Genomic DNA, 18,104 nt, shown 5'->3' on the forward strand with positions numbered 1-18,104 from the left:
CATACGATGCCGTCGAAAGCGCCGCCGAAGTCAGCTGGCAAGACGTCCGCCGTGCGCTCACTCGAACATGAGCAGCATCACGAGGTGACTGCCGAAGAAGAGGAACTCGAGGAAGGCCTCGAGGACACGTTTCCGGCCAGCGATCCGGTGTCGATCACCTCGACCGCCATCCCAGGCGCGCCGGCAAGACCCGGCAAGGCCAAGACGGTGCCGGGTCGCAAACCGCGCAAGAAATAACCCGTTCGGCTACGCCAGGTTTGAACTCAGGAAAAGCCGGCTTGCGCTGAGGAAATGGGGCGCTGAGGAAAAAACGGGCGGCCGGGATTATCCTGCCGCCCTTAAATTAATCGTTGTGCTGTGGTCGAGCCCGATCAACTTAGAACGTGCTCGGCACGATCCATGGGTTGATCTCGATGCCGAGACGCGGGCTCTTGGCCTTGACGTCGGACTTTTCGATCGAGCCGGTCACGGCGCAATCGAGCTTGGCATTGGTCGTGGTGTCGACGCAGGTGGCGGCCTGCTTGGTCGAGTGTGTGTTGTTGGCGGCGAAAGCCGAGCCGGAGAGAGCCAGCACGGTGGCGAGAGCGAGAAGGGTCTTGTTCATGTCTGTCTCCATCGGTTAAATTTTTTTCGTACATGTACGATACAACGTACACATACGTCCACCGAGATGGGTTTTCAAGTCGGAAAACGTACGCGTACGAAAAATCTTTTTGAACGCCGAAAATTGCGGCGCACTGACACAGCCGAAGCTGTCAGGCCGGACGTTGAATTGGAGGGGCGGGGATGCTCAGCAGACGACCGGGGTCTCGGTCAGCGGCGGCACATTCTGGGTGCTGAGCGTGGCGAGTGTGAAATCGCACATCCGCGTCACGAAAGCCTGTGGATCGCCGAAGGGGTAGAACGGGAACGTGATCAAAAGCGAGATGGTGCCGTGGCCGACTGCCCAAAGCATGGTGGCGATGGCGCGCGGATCGCCCTGCAGCTTGCCTGCAGCAACGCAGGCCTCGACCCTGGATATCAGCGCTTTCATCGCCGGGTTGGCATCTTCCATGTCCTCATTGCTTCTGCCTTCCGGCAGCTTGGTCTTTTCGGTCATGAACACGGTGCGGTATTCGTTGGGATTGCCGAGCCCGAAGGCAGCATATTCGGTCATCACCGCACGCAAGGCCTCGATCGGATCGTCGGAAGGATGCTCCTCGATGCGGCGGGCAAGTGTTTCGAAGGCATCCTCGGCCAGCGCAAACAGGATGTCTTGCTTGTCGGCGAAGTAGGAATAGACCGACATCGGAGCATAGCCGACCCGCTTGGCCAACTTGCGAATGGTCAGGCCTTCATAGCCCTCTTCCTTGACGAGCTTGTGGGCTGCGTCGAGCAGTTCGGAACGCAGTTCGGCCTTTTGTTTCTCGCGGCGTTTCTGGACGCTCAGTGGCAAGATCCGGTGCCTTTGGTTGGTTGTGCATGACTAAATATATACGCTGTACGGAAACGGGCAAGGGCGCTGTCAGGGGCATCAAAAGGCGACCTCAAGCTTTCTCTCGAATAGTCGTGCCCGTTCTGGTCCATTTCGCCAGCATCTATGTCACAGCATGTGTACCCTGGGCGCACGCAGGCAACATCGGACTGTTACAAACAAAGCCTATTTGGCGGCTCTGCAAGAAATTTCGGTTTTGGGGGGCCTCTATGGCTGCGATAGAGCTTTCGTCCGGGCTGCCGGGCGCACATCCACTTTCTCATGGCGCAAGGCTAGCGCTCAGGCGGGTCGTGATAGTCGCATGGCTGGCGATCGCAATCGGCTTCGCCATGGAAGCGCTTATCTTGACTGCCGGATTTGCGGCAGGTTCGCACCCGGCGCCAACCCAGGTTCTGATAGACTTGGCGCAAGGCGTGACCTGGTCATTCTTCGTCTGCGCCGGCGTCAGCCTCGGCACGGCGATCACCAAGGTGCGAGCCTCGCTTGGCGGCCTTATCGCCATGATCTCGGGGCCGCTGGCCATGGGCATCGCCAAAGGTACGCAAAAGGTGATGGTGAGCGCGCTTGATGTATCGGCAAAGCCCGTGATCCTGTCGCTCACCACGCTCGGTATGTTGCGGGCGATCGAGTATGGTTTGCTGGGCTGGATGCTGGCTTCGCTGGCATCCAAGGAAGAACCTCGCTCGCTGCATTTCATGCTGGCGGGTGCCTTGGCCGGCGCGGTGTTCGGCGGCGGGATCACGGCGCTAACGATCGAGACTGCCGCAGCCAAGGACATTGCGCTGGCATTGCCGCAGGCTGTCGCCACCGGCCTCATTGAGATCGTGTTTCCGATCGGATGCTCGCTGGTCGTCTACATCGCCCTGCAAGTCAGCCGGCACATGAAGTTCATTTCCAGCGATGCGCGCTAGAGCAGGATGATTTCAGGTCGAATTGACCTGAAATCTGAATCCGGGTCTAATCAAATTGATAGAGCATGATGTCGTCCGAAAACCGCTTCACACTTTCGGCATCATGCTCTTTGTACAGACGGTGATCGGTTTGCGTCCTGTTTCCAGGCCGGTTGCCACCTCCGTATGGGCTTGCTCCCCGGTCGGGGAACGGAACTGATCCGATCTGTCATCAAATCGCGCCGACCACAATATCTCATTGTCGAGTCAGGTTCGGTCGATCAGCTTGGCGGCAAGGTGCGACAGCAGCTTCACCGCTTCGCCATAGGTCCTGGCCTTTTCGGGATTGGAGGCGTTGCCGTCGAGCGCCCGCTTGTAGACGCCCTGACAGATGGCCGCCAGGCGGAAGAAGGAGAAGGCGAGGAAGAAGCTCCAATTGTCGATGCCGGCCAGCCCGCGCCGACGGCAATACGCCGCGACATAGGCTTCCTCCAAGGGCAGGCCGAGGGCGGCGCGGTCGACGCCGCCAAGACCGCGAAAGCCCGAGGCGTGCGGCAGGCGCCATTGCATGCATTGATAGGCGATGTCGGCGAAGGGATCGCCGAGTGTCGACAGTTCCCAGTCGAGCACCGCCAGCACTTTCGGCTCACTGGCTGCGAAGATCATGTTGTCCAGCCGGTAGTCGCCATGCACGAGGGATATCCGGCCGTCATCGGCCGGCGTATGCGTCTCCAGCCAGGCGATCAGCCGGTCCATGTCGGCGACCGTGCCGGTCTCCGAGGCGCGGTACTGGCTGGTCCAGCGTGCCAGCTGGCGTTCGAAGTAATTGCCGGGTTTGCCGAAATCGCCGAGCCCGACCGCCTCGACATCGACATCGTGCAGGGCCGCCAGCGTGGCGTTCATAGCATCGTAGAGGGTGGCGCGCTCATCGTTGCCAGCGGCCTCCGGCACTGCCGGATCCCAGAAGATGCGGCCGTCGAGAAAATCCATGACGTAGAACATGCGGCCGATCGGCGTCGCCTCCGCCGACAGATGCAGCATCGCCGGCACCGGCACGGCGGTGCCGGCCAGCGCCTTCATGACCGTGAATTCGCGGTCGACCTGATGCGCCGATTTCAGCAACTGGCCCGGCGGCTTGGCGCGCAGGACATAGCGGCCGCTGGCCGCGGTCAGCAGATAGGTCGGGTTCGACTGGCCGGATTTGAATTTTTCGATGGAATGAAGCCCGGCAAATCCCGGGATGTGCGCCTCGAGATAGGGCGCTAGTGCCGTCTGGTCCAGCGCGTTGGCGTCGCCGCTCATGCGGTCTCCGGCTCACGCTCGATCAGCGTCAGCGTCAGCCAGCGCGCCGTCAGCGCCGGCTTCTTCGAGCCTTCGATCTCGATGGTCACGTCATGCGCCGTCTGCACCCAGCCCGACGGCCTGACCTTGACGTCGGCCAGCACGAAGCGGGTGCGGATGCGCGCGCCGGTCTTCACCGGCGCCAGGAAGCGCAGCGAATCGAAACCGTGGTTGACGCCCATCTTGCCCTTTTCCAGCGGCGGCATGGTCTCGAAGGTCATCGCCGAGAGCAGCGACAACGACAGGAAGCCATGCGCGATGGTGCCGCCGAACGGCGTCTCGTTTTTGGCCCGCTCGGGGTCGCAATGGATGAACTGGTGGTCGTCGGTGGCGTCGGCGAACTGGTCGATCATGGTCTGTGTGACCTCGCGCCATGGCGAGACGCCGACTTCCTTGCCGACGCTGGCCAGAAGCACATCGAGACTGATCGGTTCCACTGCGGTGTCCTCCCCTTGCCGCCGACCGCGGCTCATTCCTTGAACAATGTCAGCCCATGCTGCACCGACTGCCCGCCGTCGATCGGCAGGATGGCGCCGGTGACATAGGAACCGGCACGGCTGCACAAATAGAGCGTTGCGCCGCCGATGTCATCCGCCACGCCGATACGGCCGATGGGGACATGGCTGCCGACATGTCTGGCCTTTTCTTCGGTGCCGGTGGCAAAGGCGGTCATCCGGCTCTGGAAGGGGCCGGGCGCAAAGGCGTTGACGGTGATGCGCCGCGCCGCGAGCTCGATCGCCAGCGTGCGCGTCAGGTGGTGAACGGCGCCTTTGGAGGCCGTGTAGGAATAGGCATCGTCGGCCAGCGGCTGCGTGCCCATCACCGAGCCCAGATTGATGACGCGGGCCGGATCGGCATCGCTGGCCGCAGCTTCCAGCAGCGGCAGCAATTCGCGCGTCAGATGGAAGACGGCGGTGACGTTGACGGCGAACACCTTGGCCCAGCCGCTATAGGGAAAATCCTCCAGGGAGGCACCCCAGGATATGCCGGCATTGTTGACCAGAATATGCAGCTTCTCGGTGCGCGCCTTGACCTCGCCGACCAGCGCGGCAATGCCTGCTTCGCTCGAGACGTCACCGGCAAAGCCTTCGGCACTGCCGGAGCCGCCGAGCCCGTTCAACTCAGCGGCGACCTTGATGCAATCCTCGCCCTTGCGCGAAGCGATCATCACGGTGGCGCCGGCTTGGACCAAAGCGGTCGCCACCATGCGGCCGATGCCGGTCGCGGCTCCCGTCACGAGCGCGGTCTTGCCGACCACTGAGAACAACTCGTCGAGATAGCTCATCGATCCTCCGCCTCTTCCTTGCCGCCCGGCAAGAGTTCGCGTTGACAAGGCTATCCGAAGTACGGTCATCCTTGCCACGGGTAAAGTGCCTGGATGCGTGAAAGGGTTGGAGACCGATGGCGGACATGAATCTCGGCATGACCGAGCGGCTGAAGCCGATCCACGCCCGCGTCGCCGCCATGGTGCGCGACGAGATCATGCCGCTCGATCATGAGTTTTTGAGCGAGGTCGGCAAGGGCGGCGACCGCTGGGTCTATACCGCGCGGCAGACCGAAATCCTCGAAGGGTTGAAGAAAACGGCCAAGGAGCGCGGCCTGTGGAATTTCTGGCTGACCGGCTCCGAGCGCGGCTATGGGCTGTCAACCGTCGAATATGCCTATCTGGCCGAGGAGATGGGCAAGGCGCATCTCGGCGCCGAGACCTTCAACTGCTCGGCGCCCGACACCGGCAATATGGAGGTGCTGGAGCGCTACGGCTCGGACGACCACAAGCAGGCATGGCTTGAGCCGCTGCTCGAGGGCAAGATCCGCTCGGCCTATCTGATGACCGAGCCTGACGTTGCGTCCTCCGACGCCACCAACATCGCCATGCGCTGCAAACGGCAGGGCGAAAACTATGTGCTGAACGGCGAGAAATGGTGGGCATCAGGCGCCGGCGATCCGCGCTGCGCCATCTATGTCGTCATGGTCCGCACCGGCGGCGAAGCCGATCCGCAGCACCGCCGCCACTCGATGATCTTGGTGCCGTCCGGCACCAAGGGCGTGACCAAGCTGCGGCCGATGCAGGTCTATGGCGACGACGACGCGCCGCATGGCCACATGCATCTTCGCTTCGACAATGTGCGGGTGCCGGCCGGAAACCTGATCCTCGGCGAGGGCAGGGGGTTCGAGATCGCCCAGGGGCGGCTTGGCCCCGGCCGCATCCACCATTGCATGCGCGCCATCGGCCAGGCCGAAATGGCGCTGGAGCTGCTGTGCCAGCGCTCGGTGCGCCGCGAGGCCTTCGGCCAGCCCTTGGCCAAGCTCGGCGCCAATTTCGACATCATCGCCGAATGCCGCATGGAGATCGAGATGGCGCGGCTGCTCTGCCTCAAGGCGGCGTGGATGATCGACCAGGGCGATGCGCGCGCAGCCGCGCCCTGGATCAGCCAGATTAAGGTCATCGCACCGCGCGTCGCGCTCAAGGTCACCGACGAGGCAGTGCAGATGTTCGGCGCGCAAGGCATCAGCCAGGACACGCCGCTGGCACGCTCATGGACGCATCTGCGAACCCTGCGCCTCGCCGACGGGCCGGACGCCGTGCACCGCCGGCAGGTGGCGCGCACGGAGCTCAGGAAATACACGCAGGAAAGGGTCTGAGTGGATGAAAACCCTCATCGCCCGCGATTTCGCGCCGCTCGACCAGCTCGTCCATGCCGACAATCTGAAGGAGCTGGTCGGCTGGCATCTCGCCGGCAAGGTTCGGCCGGCCATCGAAGGCACTTATCCGCTGGCCGATGCCGCCGCCGTGGTGACGCGCGTGCTTGGCCGTGGCGCATCCGGCAAGCTCATCCTCAAACGTTAAGGAGCCCCGCCATGCCGATACCTTCAGACATGAGAGCACTGCTGCTGACCGGCGACGGCTACACCAGGACGCCCTCCGGCAGCGTGCTGGAGGCGATGGAGCCGTATCTCAAGCTTGGCAGCATCGGCGTGCCGACGCCCGGACCGAGCCAGGTTCTGATCAAGGTCAGCCTCGCCTCGATCAACCCGTCCGACGTCATGTTCATCAAGGGCCAGTACGGTCAGCCGCGCGCCAAGGGCCAGCCGGCCGGCTTCGAGGGTGTCGGCACGGTCGTTGCCAGCGGCGACGAGCCCTATGCGAAAAGCCTGATCGGCAAGCGCATCGCCTTCACCACAGGCGTCACCAATTGGGGCGCGTGGGCGGACTATGCAGTTGCCGAAGCTGCCGGCTGCATTCCGCTGCTCGACACGGTCCGCGACGAGGATGGCGCGGCGATGATCGTCAACCCGCTCACGGCGCTCGCCATGTTCGACATCGTCAAGGAGACGGGCGAAAAAGCCTTCATCATGACCGCCGGCGCCAGCCAGCTTTGCAAGCTGATCGCGGGTCTCGCCAAGGAGGCTGGGTTCCGGCCGATCGTCACCGTGCGCCGCGACGAGCAGATTCCGCTGTTGAAGGAGATCGGGGCTGCCCATGTGCTCAACGAGAAGGCGCCGGATTTCAAGGCAGCACTACGCGATGTGGTCAAGGCCGAGCAGCCGCGCATCTTCCTCGATGCCGTGACCGGGCCGCTGGCCTCGGCGATCTTCGACGCCATGCCGAAGCGCTCGCGCTGGATCATCTATGGACGGCTCGATCCGGACACCACTGTCATCCGTGAGCCCGGCCAGATGATCTTCCAACACAAGCACATTGAAGGCTTCTGGCTGGTCGAATGGATGCGCCACTTCCGCGACAAGCGCGGCCCGGCGATCATGGAAGCACAAAAGCGCTTTTCGGATGGGCGCTGGTCGACCGACGTGACGGCGGTGCTACCGCTGGATGAGGCGATGGCGAAGGTCCCGGCGGAGCTGGCCAAGCCGAACGGGAAGGTGTTTATCAGGCCGTGACTTTCGACCCTCCCCCTTGTGGGGAGGGTCGACGAAAGAGCAATTTTGCTCTTTCGTCGGGGTGGGGGTCTTGGCTCCTACCTCTGTTATTCGCGGGAGCGCTGCACCGACGTTAGTTGGCGCTGCACCCCCACCCCGGACCTGCGGTCCGACCCTCCCCACAAGGGGGAGGGTAAGCGGAGCTACTCCGCCGGCTCCACATTCGTGTACGCCGCTTCCTCAAGCTCCCGCTTCAGCCTCGCTTCCTCATGCGTCTTCGGCGTGACGAAGCGGCCGAGCAGGAGGTAGGCGACCGGGGTCAGGAATAGCGTCGAGACGGTGGCGAGACCCAGCCCGCCGACGATGACCCAGCCGAGCGCGATGCGCGCTTCGGCACCGGCGCCGGCGGCCAGCACCAGCGGGACCCCGCCGAGGATGGTGCAGATCATCGTCATCATCACCGGCCGCAGGCGGATGATCGAGGCCTGCTCGATCGCCTCGCGCACGCCGAGGCCGCGGTCGCGCAGCTGGTTGGCGAATTCGACGATGAGAATGCCGTTCTTGGCCATTACGCCGACCAGAAGCACGAGGCCGATCTGGCTGTAGGCATTGAGGCTGGTGCCTGACAAAAGCAGCGCAAAGATTGCGCAGGCAAGGCCGAGCGGGACCGTCGCCATGATGATGACGGCGCTGACGAAGCTTTCGAACTGGGCTGCGAGCACCAGGAGGATGATGACCAGCGCGAAGCCGAAAATGGTGATCATGGCGCTGTTGGTCTCGCCGAGCGTCGCGGCTTCGGCCAGCGGCAGGACGCGGCTGCCCGGCGGCAGCAGCGGGGCGGCGATCTGCTCGGCAACGCCGAGCGCGTCACCCAGTGCGAAATTGCCGTTCAGGTTCGAGGTGATCGCCACCGAAGGCTGCTGCTGTTCGCGGGTCAGCGACGGCGGCACGGCGCGCTCGGTCAGCGTGGCGATGGTCGACATTGGCACGAAGCGGCCGTCGGCGGTCTTCAGGAAGATGTTTTCCAGATCGGTCGGATCATTGATCGGGTTGGTGGTCGAGACCAGCTTCACGCCATAGCTGCGGTCGGCGATGTAGACATCGACGACATCGTTGCCGTCGAGCATCGCCTGCAAGGTGTTGGCGAGCCCTGATATGTCGATGCCGAGATCGGAGGCGCGCTCGCGGTCTATGGCGACAGCCAGCTGCGGCTGCGTCGGGTCGATGGAAAGCCGCGGCGTCTGGAAGCGCGGATCGGCCTGCATCCGGGCGATGATCTTCACCGCCGCGTCGCCGAGCGCCTTGCGGTCGTTGCCGACCAGCGCGAATTGCAGGCCGTTGCCGGCGCCGCGAATGCCGAGGCTATTGGCCTGCACCGGGAAGATGCGCACGGATGGCACCTGCCGGGTCAGCTGGCTTATCTGCGCCATGATCTCCTGCTGGCTGCGCGTGCGCTCGTCCCACGGCGCCAGCGTCATCACCATGAAGCCGGAATTGTAGGCGCCGTTCTGGCCGGCGTTTTCGAAGGTCGAGACGATCTCACCGGAATCGCGCAGCGGCTGGATCAGCCGCTCGATCTTCTGCATCTGCTGCGTGGTGTAATCGAGGCTGACGCCTTGCGGCGCGTTGATGCGCAACAGCACGACGGCGCGGTCCTCGCTCGGCGTCAGTTCCTGGCGGATGGTGCCGAACAGGCTGAAGGCGACGCCCGCAAACAGCACCGCAACCAGCAGCACGATCCACGGCGCGCCAAGGCAGGCATGCAGGGCGCGCTTGTAGGCCGCGTTCAGCGCGCCACCGACGCGCGCGCCAATGCCGTGACCGCCTTCATGGTGGAGCGATGCGCCGGTCAACATGCGCGAGGCCAGCATCGGGCACAGCGTCAGCGCCACCACGCAGGAGAGCAGCACCGACATGGCGAGGACGAAGCCGAATTCGCGAAACAGGCCGCCGGTCTGTCCCGGCAGGAAGGAGATCGGCACGAAAACGGCAACGAGCGTCAGCGTCGTGGCGATGACTGCGAAGAACACTTCCTGGGCGCCGAGCACGGCGGCGGCACGAGGCCCCATGCCTTCGTTGCGCCGTCGCACGATGTTTTCCAGAACGACGATGGCGTCGTCGACGACAAGGCCGGTCGCCAGCACCAGCGCCAGAAGCGTCAGGATGTTGATGGAGAAGCCGGCGAGATAGATGGCGGCGATGGTGCCAATCATGGCGACCGGCATTGAGAGACCGGGGATCAGCGTCGCGCGCCAGTCGAGCAGGAAGATGTAGATGACGATCAGCACCATGGAGATCGACAGGCCGAGCGCGATCTCGACCTCGTGCACGGCGCCGTTGACGAAGACTGCGTCGTCGCTGGTGATCTTAATCGACATGCCCTTGGGCAGGTTTTCCTGCAGCTTGGCGACGGCTGCCTTCACTCCGGTGGAAATGTCCAGCGTGTTCGATTCCGCCTGACGGATGATGCCAAGGCCAATGCCGGTCTTGCCGTCGGAGCGCAACGAGGTCTGGCCGATGTCGGGACCAAGCGTGACGGTGGCGACGTCGCGGATGCGCGTCGTGCCGCCGATGATGATGTTTTCGAATTCTTCCGGCGTCGTCACATCGGCCGTGGTGCGGACGATGAGATCCTGGTTGGTGGTGGTGATCGAACCGGCTGGTGAATCGAAAGCGACCGAGGCAAGCGCTGCCCTCAGATCGGCGACAGTGAAGCCGAGGCTGGCGAGCTTGTTCTGGTCGACATCGATGCGGAAGATCTTGTCGCGGTCGCCATAGACCTGAACGTCGGCGACGCCAGGCACGGCAGCCAGTTCGTCCTCGATCTGGTCCTGGACAATCACCGTCATGTCCTGCACCGACATGGTGTCGGAGGTGACGGCCAGTCGCATCACGGCATCGGAATTGGCATCGGCCTTGACGATGCGCGGCGGATCGGAGGTCTCCGGTATCATGTTGGCGACACGGCCGACCGCGTCGCGCACGTCGGAAGCGGCGACGTTCAAATCGACGCCGTCGTTGAACTCGATGGTGACGCGGCTCTGGCCGAAGGACGAGGTCGACGAGATCGACTTGACGCCGGATACGCGCGCGACCGCACCCTCGATGGTGTCGGTCAGTTCACGGTCGACGGTTTCGGCGGCGGCACCCTCGAAAGCCGTCGACACGGTGACCACGGCGCGGTCGACATCGGGCAGTTCGCGGATTTCGACGCCGTAGAAAGCGGCAAGGCCGGCCACTGCGATCAGCGTGTTCAGCACGAAGGCCATGACCGGCCTGCGGATGAAGAGAGCGGTGAAGCCGGTTTCGCTGGCGGTGCTGACAGGCGCGGTCATGAGCCTTCGGCCGCGTCCGCGGCGCGCTGATCCTGGCCGGCGATGCGGACCGCGCCGCCTTCGCTGACGCTCTGGGTGCCTTCGGTCACCACCATGTCGCCATCCTCGATCTCAGCGTCGATCAGCACCGTCTCGGTGTTGCGCTGGATGATGCGCACGGGAACGCGCCTGGCCTTGCCGTCCTCGACCTGCCAGACATAGGCGCCGTCGGAACCCCACAGGATCGCCAGGGGGCTGACGGCCGGGTAGGTGTCGCCGGGGAAGCGCATGGTGATGCCGAACGACATGCCGGCGCGCAGCGAATCCGCCGGATTGGCGATTGCAGCCTTGACCAGCAGAGTGCGGCTCTTTTCGTCGATGTGGTTGTCGATGGCCGACACGGTGCCGGTATAGGCCTTGCTCGGATTGGCGATCGGCGTCGCCGACAGTTGCGCGCCGACCTTGACGGCGGCGGCAAAGCGCTCGGGCACCAGGAAATCGACCAGGATGGAGGAGCGGTCGTCAAGCGTGGCGATCGCCGACTGGCTGGTGACGTAATTGCCGGCCGATATCGGCAGGATGCCGACCGTGCCGGCGATAGGGGCGACGATCGAACGACGCTGCAAGGCGAGTTCGGCATCCTGCAGCGCCAGTTTGGCGCCGGCCAGCACCACTTGGGCATCGGCGACGGCGACCGGGGTCGCGGCGTTGGAGGCCCTCAATGATTTCACCCGCTCGAGCTTGTCCTGGGCATCCTGCAAGGCGAGCTTGGCACGATCCTGCGAGATCACCTCGGTCTCGGAATCGAGAACAGCGATGATCTGCCCCTTGTCGACGCGGGTGCCGGACTGAACGAGGAATTCAACCAGCCGGCCGGAGCTGTACGGGTTGACCGTCACCGAGGCGTTGGCGCGGCCGGTGCCGATCGCCTGCAGGCGATCGTTGATGGTGGCGGTGGCCGCAGGCAAGGCGACGACATTTGCCGGGCGGCCGGCAGCGTTGCGACCGCCTGCCTGTTTTGTCGTGTCGACCGCACCGGTTGTGGCGGGCGCCGAAGCATAGGTCCAGTCGATGCCCCAGCGTGCCAGAACCTCCGGCGCGCCCGGGAAGAATCGCGCCCAGGCGAGGACAGCCGCGACCAGGATCACAAGCGCAAAAACGATCTGTTTCCAGGCGACCATCGACACTCCGGTTGGCAAAACGTCTACCGGTTTCACCAAGCAAAAAAACGCGCAGCGACGCACCCGGTATGTGCGAAGCCGCCGCAATATCATGGCTTTATGGCAATTCTGCCGCTTCCATGCACATTAAATCTGCGTAATTTTGCGCACCTGCGGCCGGGATTGAGCGTGTCAGCGCAGGCTTTCCAGGTCGCGGATGCGCTTGGCGCTGTCGGCCTCGAGTTGCCTGGTGACAGCGCCGATCAGCGTCTCGGCGACAACGAACAGAGCGGCGGAAGAGTCCCACGCCGAAGGCACGGCGGTGCGTCCTGCAATGACATGGCGGGCGAAGCGGGCGATCGGCGATAGCCACTGGTCGGTGAACAGCACGATCTGCACGCCGCGCTGATGCGCGGTCTCGGCAAAGCGTACCAGACTGTCCTGGTAGCGCCTGATGTCGAAGATCACCAGCACGTCGCGCTTGCCCATGTCGATCAGCCGGTCGCGCCAGATGCTCTCCTGACCGGCGAGGTGATAAACGTCGGGCTGGATGATGGCGAGGTGGGCGGCCATGTAGCGCGCCAACGGATCGGTGAAGCGGCCGCCGATCAGGAATGTCTTGCCGCGCCGTTCGGCGAGCCTTTCGGCGATGTCGGCAAGCTGCCTGTCGGACAGATGCCTGAAGGTCTCGCGCATATTGTCCAGCGTCGCCTCCAGCATTGGCGACACGGCACTGCTGCCCGGTGAGGCCGGATTGAGCGTGCGCGATGCCGGCGACTGCAATTGCGCCGCCAGTTCGTCCTGCAGCGCCGACTGGAATTCGGGATAGTTCTGGAACCCCAGCCTGGAGACAAAGCGCAGGATTGTCGGCGACGATACGCCGGCGGCGGTCGAGAACTCGGCGACCGTCTTCAACCCGATCAGCGGATAGTTTGCAATCAGCGTTTGCGCGGCGCGGCGCTCGCCGGCCGGCATCGTGCCGATGCGGTCCGAAATCAGTTCGGCAATGCTGGAAATCATCGTTTTCCCCACCCCTGAGCCCGTCCAGACCGCTTCCCCGAAATCGCGTTTGACAAAGCCGGACAAACTGTATGAAATCATCCACAGGGACGCAATGAGGCAAAATACGTAACATAAGATACAGCGCTCCCCAGGGGACGGCAGACTATGGAGAGAGCACGGCCCGCCAGCCTTGCATCGTCTGATACCGTAGGGGTGACGAACCCCGGCGGGTCCAGCCCTTTCGTGCTGACCTGCGACCACGCTTCCAACTTCCTGCCGTCGGCATTCGGCACGCTTGGCCTGCCGGCCGAGGACCTCTCCCGCCACATCGCCTGGGACCCCGGCGCGCTGCCGGTGGCCCGCCGCATCGCGACCGCCCTCGATGCGACGCTCATCGAAACACGCATCTCGCGCCTGATCATCGACTGCAACCGTCCGCTCGACGCGCCGGACTTGGTGCCGCAGGTCAGCGAGACGACGGCCATTCCCGGCAATGCCGGCCTGTCGGACAGTGAGCGCGCCGAGCGCATCGCCCTCTCGTGGCGGCCGTTCCACGACACGATCGCATCGATCATCGACGACCGGCAGGCGCGTGGGCAGGAGACCCGTCTGGTGTCGGTGCATTCCTTCACCCCGGTCTACAAGGGCAAGAACCGGCCCTGGCATATCGGCATCATCCATGATGACGACCGCCGGCTGGCGTCGCCGCTGATAGCGGCGCTGCAGCGGCTCTCCGGCGTCACTGTCGGCATCAACGAGCCCTATTCGCCGGCCGACCGCGTCTATTTCACTTTGGAGCGCCATGCACGCTCGCGCGGCCTTGCCTGCGCAATGATCGAAATCCGCAACGACGAGATCTCCGGCGAGACCGGGCAGCGGAAATGGGCGGATCTGCTCACAGGCATTTTTTCTGACCTGGAACCCGAGGAGGCCAAGGGTTCCCGGCGACAAGCAATGGGAAAGTCAGTTCAATCGGCCAGCTAAGAACGTTAAAAAGGGGACTTCAAATGGCAGCACCGATACACACGGACACATCGGAGGACGTGAAGGTCCTTCACAGCATGGGCTACGCCCAGGAACTATCGCGGCGCATGGGAGCATTCCAAAGCTTTGCGATCTCGTTTTCGATCATCTGCATCCTGTCCGGCGGGTTTGGATCATTCCCGATCGCGCTTTCGACGGGCGGTCCATTCTCACTGACCATCGGCTGGATCATCGGCAGCGCGTATGCGCTTGTCGTTGCGGCCTGTCTTGGCCAGATCGCGTCAGCCTACCCGACGGCAGGCAGCCTGTATCACTGGTCGTCAATCCTGGGCGGCCGGTTCTGGGGTTGGGCAACGGCCTACGTCAATCTGCTGGGACTGCTGTTCGTCATCCCGGCCGTGAATGTGTTTCTCTATCTCATCACGCGTGATCTGTTCTTCGGTTCGGTACTCGGCTGGGACGTCTCCGGCTGGGGGATGGGGACGCAAATTCTATCGGTCGCCGTCATCACCGCGGCGCAAGCCCTGCTGAACCATTTCGGCATCAGGCTGACGACCATACTGACGGATTTCTCCGGCTACCTGATCCTCGGGGTCACCGTCATCCTTATCATCATGTTTCTGATGGCGGCGCCAAGCCTGGACATCGGCAAGGCGTTCACCTTCGTAAACAACACCGGGGCTTCTGGTGGTGGCGTTTCCCCGCAAACCGGTCCATTGATGGCGATCATCATCGGCCTTCTCTATCCGCTGTTCACCATTACCGGCTTTGACGCGTCCGCACACACGGCGGAAGAAACAGTCAATGCGCGCGACACGGTGCACAAGGGCATGCTGCATTCAGTCTTCTGGTCCGGCGTGTTCGGTTTTGTGCTGATCCTTGTCATGATCATGGCCATCCCGGATCTGAATGCCGCCGCCGCCTCCGGCTGGAGTTCCTTCAACAATCTCTTCATCGCAGCCATCATGACGTCGTTTATCGGCAAGTTGATGCTGATCGGTGTGATCATTTCCAACTTCCTCTGCGCATTAGCCGCCGTGACGTCCACATCACGGATGATCTATGCGTTTGCGCGTGATGGTGGCTTGCCATTCTCGGGCCTGCTGAGCTCGGTCAGCCCGACATATCGCACGCCGGTGGCGGCGATCTGGTTCTCCGCCATCATGGCGGTCGTGTTGACCGCCGTGACGACGCCACTCAATGCCTTTGCCGCGCTCTCGACCGGCTGCGCTATGTATCTCTACATTTCATATGCAATGCCGATTGTTGCGGGTTTCTTTGCCGAAGGAAAAACCTGGACCACCTTTGGCAGCTTCCGTCTGGGCGGTTTGTCAAAAGTCTTCGCGGTCATTGTCATGATCGGAACCGTCCTGGTCACGATCGGTGGTCATGCCTTCGTCGTGTCGATCCCCGGCACACCGGGCGACGCTGCCGCCAATCCGCCGGTTGCCGCCACAAGCTTCGTGCCGGGCCTGTGGTACTATTCGGTTGGCTTCGCCATCATCCTGGCAATTCTTTGGTTCGCCATTGAAAACCGGCGTTTCCAGGGTCCGCCAATCGGCGAGGCGGCAATCGCCAAGCGCAAGGCGATCATTGCAGCCGCTGAAAAGGCTGTCGGCGAATCTGCCTGAGCAACAATCAAAGCCGTGGCGAGTTCGATAGCCACGGCTTTTTCCCTTTCAAAGTGACAAGCCCAAGCGGCTAGCTGGAGTGCCAAAGGAATGGCCGGAAATTTCTCGTTCGATCAGTTGAAGAAAGCGGTCTCCAGTGGCGAGATCGACACGGTGCTGGCCTGCATCGTCGACATGCAGGGCCGGCTCGCGGGAAAGCGTTTCCTGGCGCAGTACTTCGTCGATTCCGCCCATGACGAGACGCATGGCTGCAACTATCTGCTCGCCGCCGACATCGATATGGAGCCGGTGCCGGGCTACAAGGCGGCAAGCTGGTCGAAGGGCTATGGCGACTTCGTCATGAAGCCGGACCTTGCGACGCTGCGGCGGATTCCGTGGCTGGAAAAGACCGCGCTGGTGATCTGCGACGTGCTCGACCACCACACCCATGACGACCTTCCGCATTCGCCGCGCGCGATGCTGAAAAAGCAGGTCAAGCGGCTCACCGAACGCGGCTATATCGGCTACTTCGCCTCCGAGCTCGAATTCTACCTGTTCAACGAGACCTACGATTCCGCCCGCAAGAAGCACTGGCAGGGGCTCGACACCGCGTCGCCCTATATTGGCGACTACCAGATCGGCATCACCACCAAGGAAGAAGGCGTCATGCGCCGGCTTCGCAACGAGATGGAAGCGGCGGGCATTCCGATCGAAAACTCCAAGGGCGAATGGGGCCCAGGCCAGGAAGAGATCAATGTGCGCTATGCCGAAGCGCTCGACATGGCCGACCGCCACGTCATCCTGAAGAACGGCGCCAAGGAGATTGCCGAGTCCGAAGGCAAGTCGATTTCCTTCATGTCGAAATACAATTACGGGCTCGCCGGTAATTCCAGCCACATCCACAATTCGCTGTGGAGCGCCGACGGCAAGACGCCATTGTTCTTCGACAAGAAGGCGGACTGGACTTTGTCCACGCTTGGCCAGCAATGGGCGGCTGGGCAACTGAAATATGCCAGGGAGTTTACCTGGTTCCTGGCGCCCTACATCAACTCCTACAAGCGCTTCCAGGCCGGCACCTTCGCACCGACCAAGATCATGTGGAGCGAGGACAACCGCACCGCCGGCTTCCGCCTGTGCGGTGAGGGCACCAAGGGCATCCGCATGGAATGCCGCATCGGCGGCGCCGACCTGAACCCCTATCTCGCTTTCGCGGCGCTGATCGCCGCCGGCCTTGCCGGCATCGACGAGAAGCTCGAACTGCAGAAGCCGTTCGTCGGCGATGCCTACCAGGCCTCGCGCCTGCCGGAGATCCCGAAGACGCTGCGCGACGCCACCGAGACGCTGGCCAAGTCGAAGATGCTGAAGCAGGCGCTCGGCGACGATGTGCTCGAACATTATGTCCACACCGCAAAGTGGGAGCAATTCGAATACGACCGCCGCATTACGGATTGGGAACTGCACAGGGGGTTCGAGCGGTATTAAACTTTATACAGCTTTAATGTTGACACTGTAGTGAAGTTAGTACCATATGGTACCTGTAAACTGCAGTGCGCTACATTGAGGAGTTTGCAATGTCCAAATATGCGCCGCTCAAGGACTTTCTCATTGCCCAAAATGTCGATCGCGTTCCGATGTCATTCGCCGAAATCGAGAGAGTGCTCAATCTGCCGCTGCCCGCATCGAAGCAATACCCTGCATGGTGGAGCAACAATCCGAGCAACAATCCCATGACAAGGGAGTGGCTTGAGGCTGGGTTCGAAACCGAATCCGTCAATATAGGGAGTGGGAAACTGGTATTTCGCCGCGTTCGCAAAGTACCCATTTCGGCGCCGCCCAGTGGTAGGGTGCCTGCCGCGCCAAAGGAGGCGCGCGCGGATCGCCACCCCGGTTTTGGTTTCATGAAGGGCCTGATAACAATCGAAGCCGGATTTGATATCACCAAACCTTTCGATGACGAGCCATGGGACCGGGGCTATCTGGGCGGTGAGGCTGACGCGCGTGACGGCAAACTTGCGGTGCGTAAATGAGCGAAGGGCCAAACCTGCTTCTGGATACATGTGCGATGATCTTTGTCGCCAACGATAGTCTGATCGATCCGCACGCAAGCCGGGAGATTTCGGAAGCGGCCTATGACGGCCGTCTGTATCTTTCGCCGATGTCGGCATGGGAGATCGGAATTGGCGTAGCCAAGGGCCGGCTCAATCTGCCATTGGCGCCACTCGACTTCGTGGAGAGATTCATCGAGCGAATGTCGGCAAAGCTCAGCGCTATCTCACCAGCCATTCTGATTGCGTCATCCAACCTGCCCGGTCCGCCCCATAGTGATCCCATGGATCGGATACTGATGGCAAGTGCGAGAGCGTTGGACATGGTTCTGGTGACGCGTGACGAGCCCATCCTTCGCTATGGCCGCAATGGCCATCTGCGCACCCTAGCCTGCTAACTTGGAGTAT

18 protein-coding genes are annotated in these 18,104 nt (G+C 62.6%); 10 read left to right on the top strand and 8 right to left on the bottom strand.

Going from position 1 to position 18,104, the window contains the following annotated elements; translation table 11 throughout:
• Positions 1–6 precede the first annotated feature (6 nt).
• Positions 7–237, top strand: a complete 231-nt coding sequence (locus NKI32_RS00380; protein ID WP_023691851.1) for a hypothetical protein — start codon at positions 7–9, stop codon at positions 235–237.
• A gap of 139 nt (positions 238–376) precedes the next feature.
• On the opposite strand, the gene NKI32_RS00385 is transcribed toward NKI32_RS00380, so the two are convergent.
• Positions 377–604 carry a DUF680 domain-containing protein gene (locus tag NKI32_RS00385; protein ID WP_353001493.1) on the bottom strand — a complete coding sequence of 76 codons (228 nt, stop codon included), beginning with the start codon at positions 602–604 and terminating at the stop codon, positions 377–379.
• A 186-nt stretch (positions 605–790) separates the two neighbouring features.
• Positions 791–1,435 carry a TetR/AcrR family transcriptional regulator gene (locus NKI32_RS00390; RefSeq protein ID WP_353001495.1) on the bottom strand — a complete coding sequence of 215 codons (645 nt, stop codon included), beginning with the start codon at positions 1,433–1,435 and terminating at the stop codon, positions 791–793.
• A gap of 113 nt (positions 1,436–1,548) precedes the next feature.
• Between NKI32_RS00390 and NKI32_RS00395 the strand changes: the two genes are divergently transcribed.
• Positions 1,549–2,385: a hypothetical protein gene (locus tag NKI32_RS00395; RefSeq protein WP_353001497.1), complete on the top strand. Its 837-nt coding sequence runs from the start codon at positions 1,549–1,551 to the stop codon at positions 2,383–2,385.
• Positions 2,386–2,631: 246 nt separating this feature from the next.
• Here NKI32_RS00395 and NKI32_RS00400 read toward each other — a convergent pair whose 3' ends face one another.
• From NKI32_RS00400 to NKI32_RS00410, 3 genes are read right to left on the bottom strand one after another with little or no spacing between them, the layout of a single operon-like run.
• Entirely contained in the window at positions 2,632–3,666 is a 1,035-nt protein-coding gene (locus tag NKI32_RS00400; RefSeq protein WP_352624719.1) for a phosphotransferase, read from the bottom strand.
• Entirely contained in the window at positions 3,663–4,178 is a 516-nt protein-coding gene (locus tag NKI32_RS00405; protein ID WP_280790513.1) for a MaoC family dehydratase, read from the bottom strand. Before NKI32_RS00405 ends, NKI32_RS00400 begins: the two co-directional genes overlap by 4 nt.
• On the bottom strand, positions 4,175–4,990 hold the full coding sequence (locus NKI32_RS00410) for an SDR family oxidoreductase (RefSeq protein WP_352624717.1): 816 nt from the start codon (positions 4,988–4,990) through the stop codon (positions 4,175–4,177). Before NKI32_RS00410 ends, NKI32_RS00405 begins: the two co-directional genes overlap by 4 nt.
• A 116-nt stretch (positions 4,991–5,106) precedes the next feature.
• Here NKI32_RS00410 and NKI32_RS00415 point away from each other — a divergent pair, with 116 nt between their 5' ends.
• From NKI32_RS00415 to NKI32_RS00425, 3 genes are read left to right on the top strand one after another with little or no spacing between them, the layout of a single operon-like run.
• The gene (locus NKI32_RS00415; RefSeq protein ID WP_352624715.1) at positions 5,107–6,348 is read left to right on the top strand and encodes an acyl-CoA dehydrogenase family protein; all 1,242 of its coding nucleotides are present in this window, start codon (positions 5,107–5,109) and stop codon (positions 6,346–6,348) included.
• Positions 6,251–6,553, top strand: coding sequence for a zinc-binding dehydrogenase (locus tag NKI32_RS00420; protein WP_352463104.1), 303 nt, complete (start codon positions 6,251–6,253; stop codon positions 6,551–6,553). The genes NKI32_RS00415 and NKI32_RS00420 overlap by 98 nt, the downstream gene beginning before the upstream one ends.
• A gap of 11 nt (positions 6,554–6,564) precedes the next feature.
• Entirely contained in the window at positions 6,565–7,602 is a 1,038-nt protein-coding gene (locus tag NKI32_RS00425) for a zinc-binding dehydrogenase (RefSeq protein WP_352624713.1), read from the top strand.
• Positions 7,603–7,784: 182 nt separating this feature from the next.
• Here the strand turns inward: NKI32_RS00425 and NKI32_RS00430 are convergent, their stop codons facing one another.
• The 3 genes from NKI32_RS00430 to NKI32_RS00440 form a co-directional block, all read right to left on the bottom strand.
• Complete coding sequence (locus NKI32_RS00430; protein ID WP_353001500.1) at positions 7,785–10,916, bottom strand: efflux RND transporter permease subunit; 3,132 nt, start codon at positions 10,914–10,916, stop codon at positions 7,785–7,787.
• Complete coding sequence (locus NKI32_RS00435; RefSeq protein WP_023686447.1) at positions 10,913–12,076, bottom strand: efflux RND transporter periplasmic adaptor subunit; 1,164 nt, start codon at positions 12,074–12,076, stop codon at positions 10,913–10,915. The genes NKI32_RS00430 and NKI32_RS00435 overlap by 4 nt, the downstream gene beginning before the upstream one ends.
• Before the next feature lie 171 nt (positions 12,077–12,247).
• Entirely contained in the window at positions 12,248–13,075 is an 828-nt protein-coding gene (locus NKI32_RS00440; RefSeq protein WP_023686446.1) for a MurR/RpiR family transcriptional regulator, read from the bottom strand.
• 147 nt (positions 13,076–13,222) lie between these two features.
• Between NKI32_RS00440 and NKI32_RS00445 the strand changes: the two genes are divergently transcribed.
• The 5 genes from NKI32_RS00445 (at position 13,223) to NKI32_RS00465 (ending at position 18,094) form a co-directional block, all read left to right on the top strand.
• Positions 13,223–14,041 carry an N-formylglutamate amidohydrolase gene (locus NKI32_RS00445; RefSeq protein WP_353001502.1) on the top strand — a complete coding sequence of 273 codons (819 nt, stop codon included), beginning with the start codon at positions 13,223–13,225 and terminating at the stop codon, positions 14,039–14,041.
• 23 nt (positions 14,042–14,064) lie between these two features.
• Positions 14,065–15,672, top strand: a complete 1,608-nt coding sequence (locus NKI32_RS00450; protein ID WP_023825178.1) for an amino acid permease — start codon at positions 14,065–14,067, stop codon at positions 15,670–15,672.
• Positions 15,673–15,762: 90 nt separating this feature from the next.
• Complete coding sequence (locus NKI32_RS00455) at positions 15,763–17,133, top strand: glutamine synthetase family protein (RefSeq protein ID WP_023701008.1); 1,371 nt, start codon at positions 15,763–15,765, stop codon at positions 17,131–17,133.
• Positions 17,134–17,222: 89 nt separating this feature from the next.
• Positions 17,223–17,678 (top strand): DUF7662 domain-containing protein, encoded by a 456-nt coding sequence (locus NKI32_RS00460; RefSeq protein ID WP_353001505.1) that lies wholly within the window; start codon positions 17,223–17,225, stop codon positions 17,676–17,678.
• A complete protein-coding gene (locus NKI32_RS00465) occupies positions 17,675–18,094 on the top strand; it encodes a type II toxin-antitoxin system VapC family toxin (protein WP_353001507.1) in 420 nt (139 codons plus the stop codon). Before NKI32_RS00460 ends, NKI32_RS00465 begins: the two co-directional genes overlap by 4 nt.
• Positions 18,095–18,104 lie beyond the last annotated feature (10 nt).

The organism is Mesorhizobium sp. M0761, from assembly GCF_040320205.1.
Taxonomy (GTDB): domain Bacteria; phylum Pseudomonadota; class Alphaproteobacteria; order Rhizobiales; family Rhizobiaceae; genus Mesorhizobium.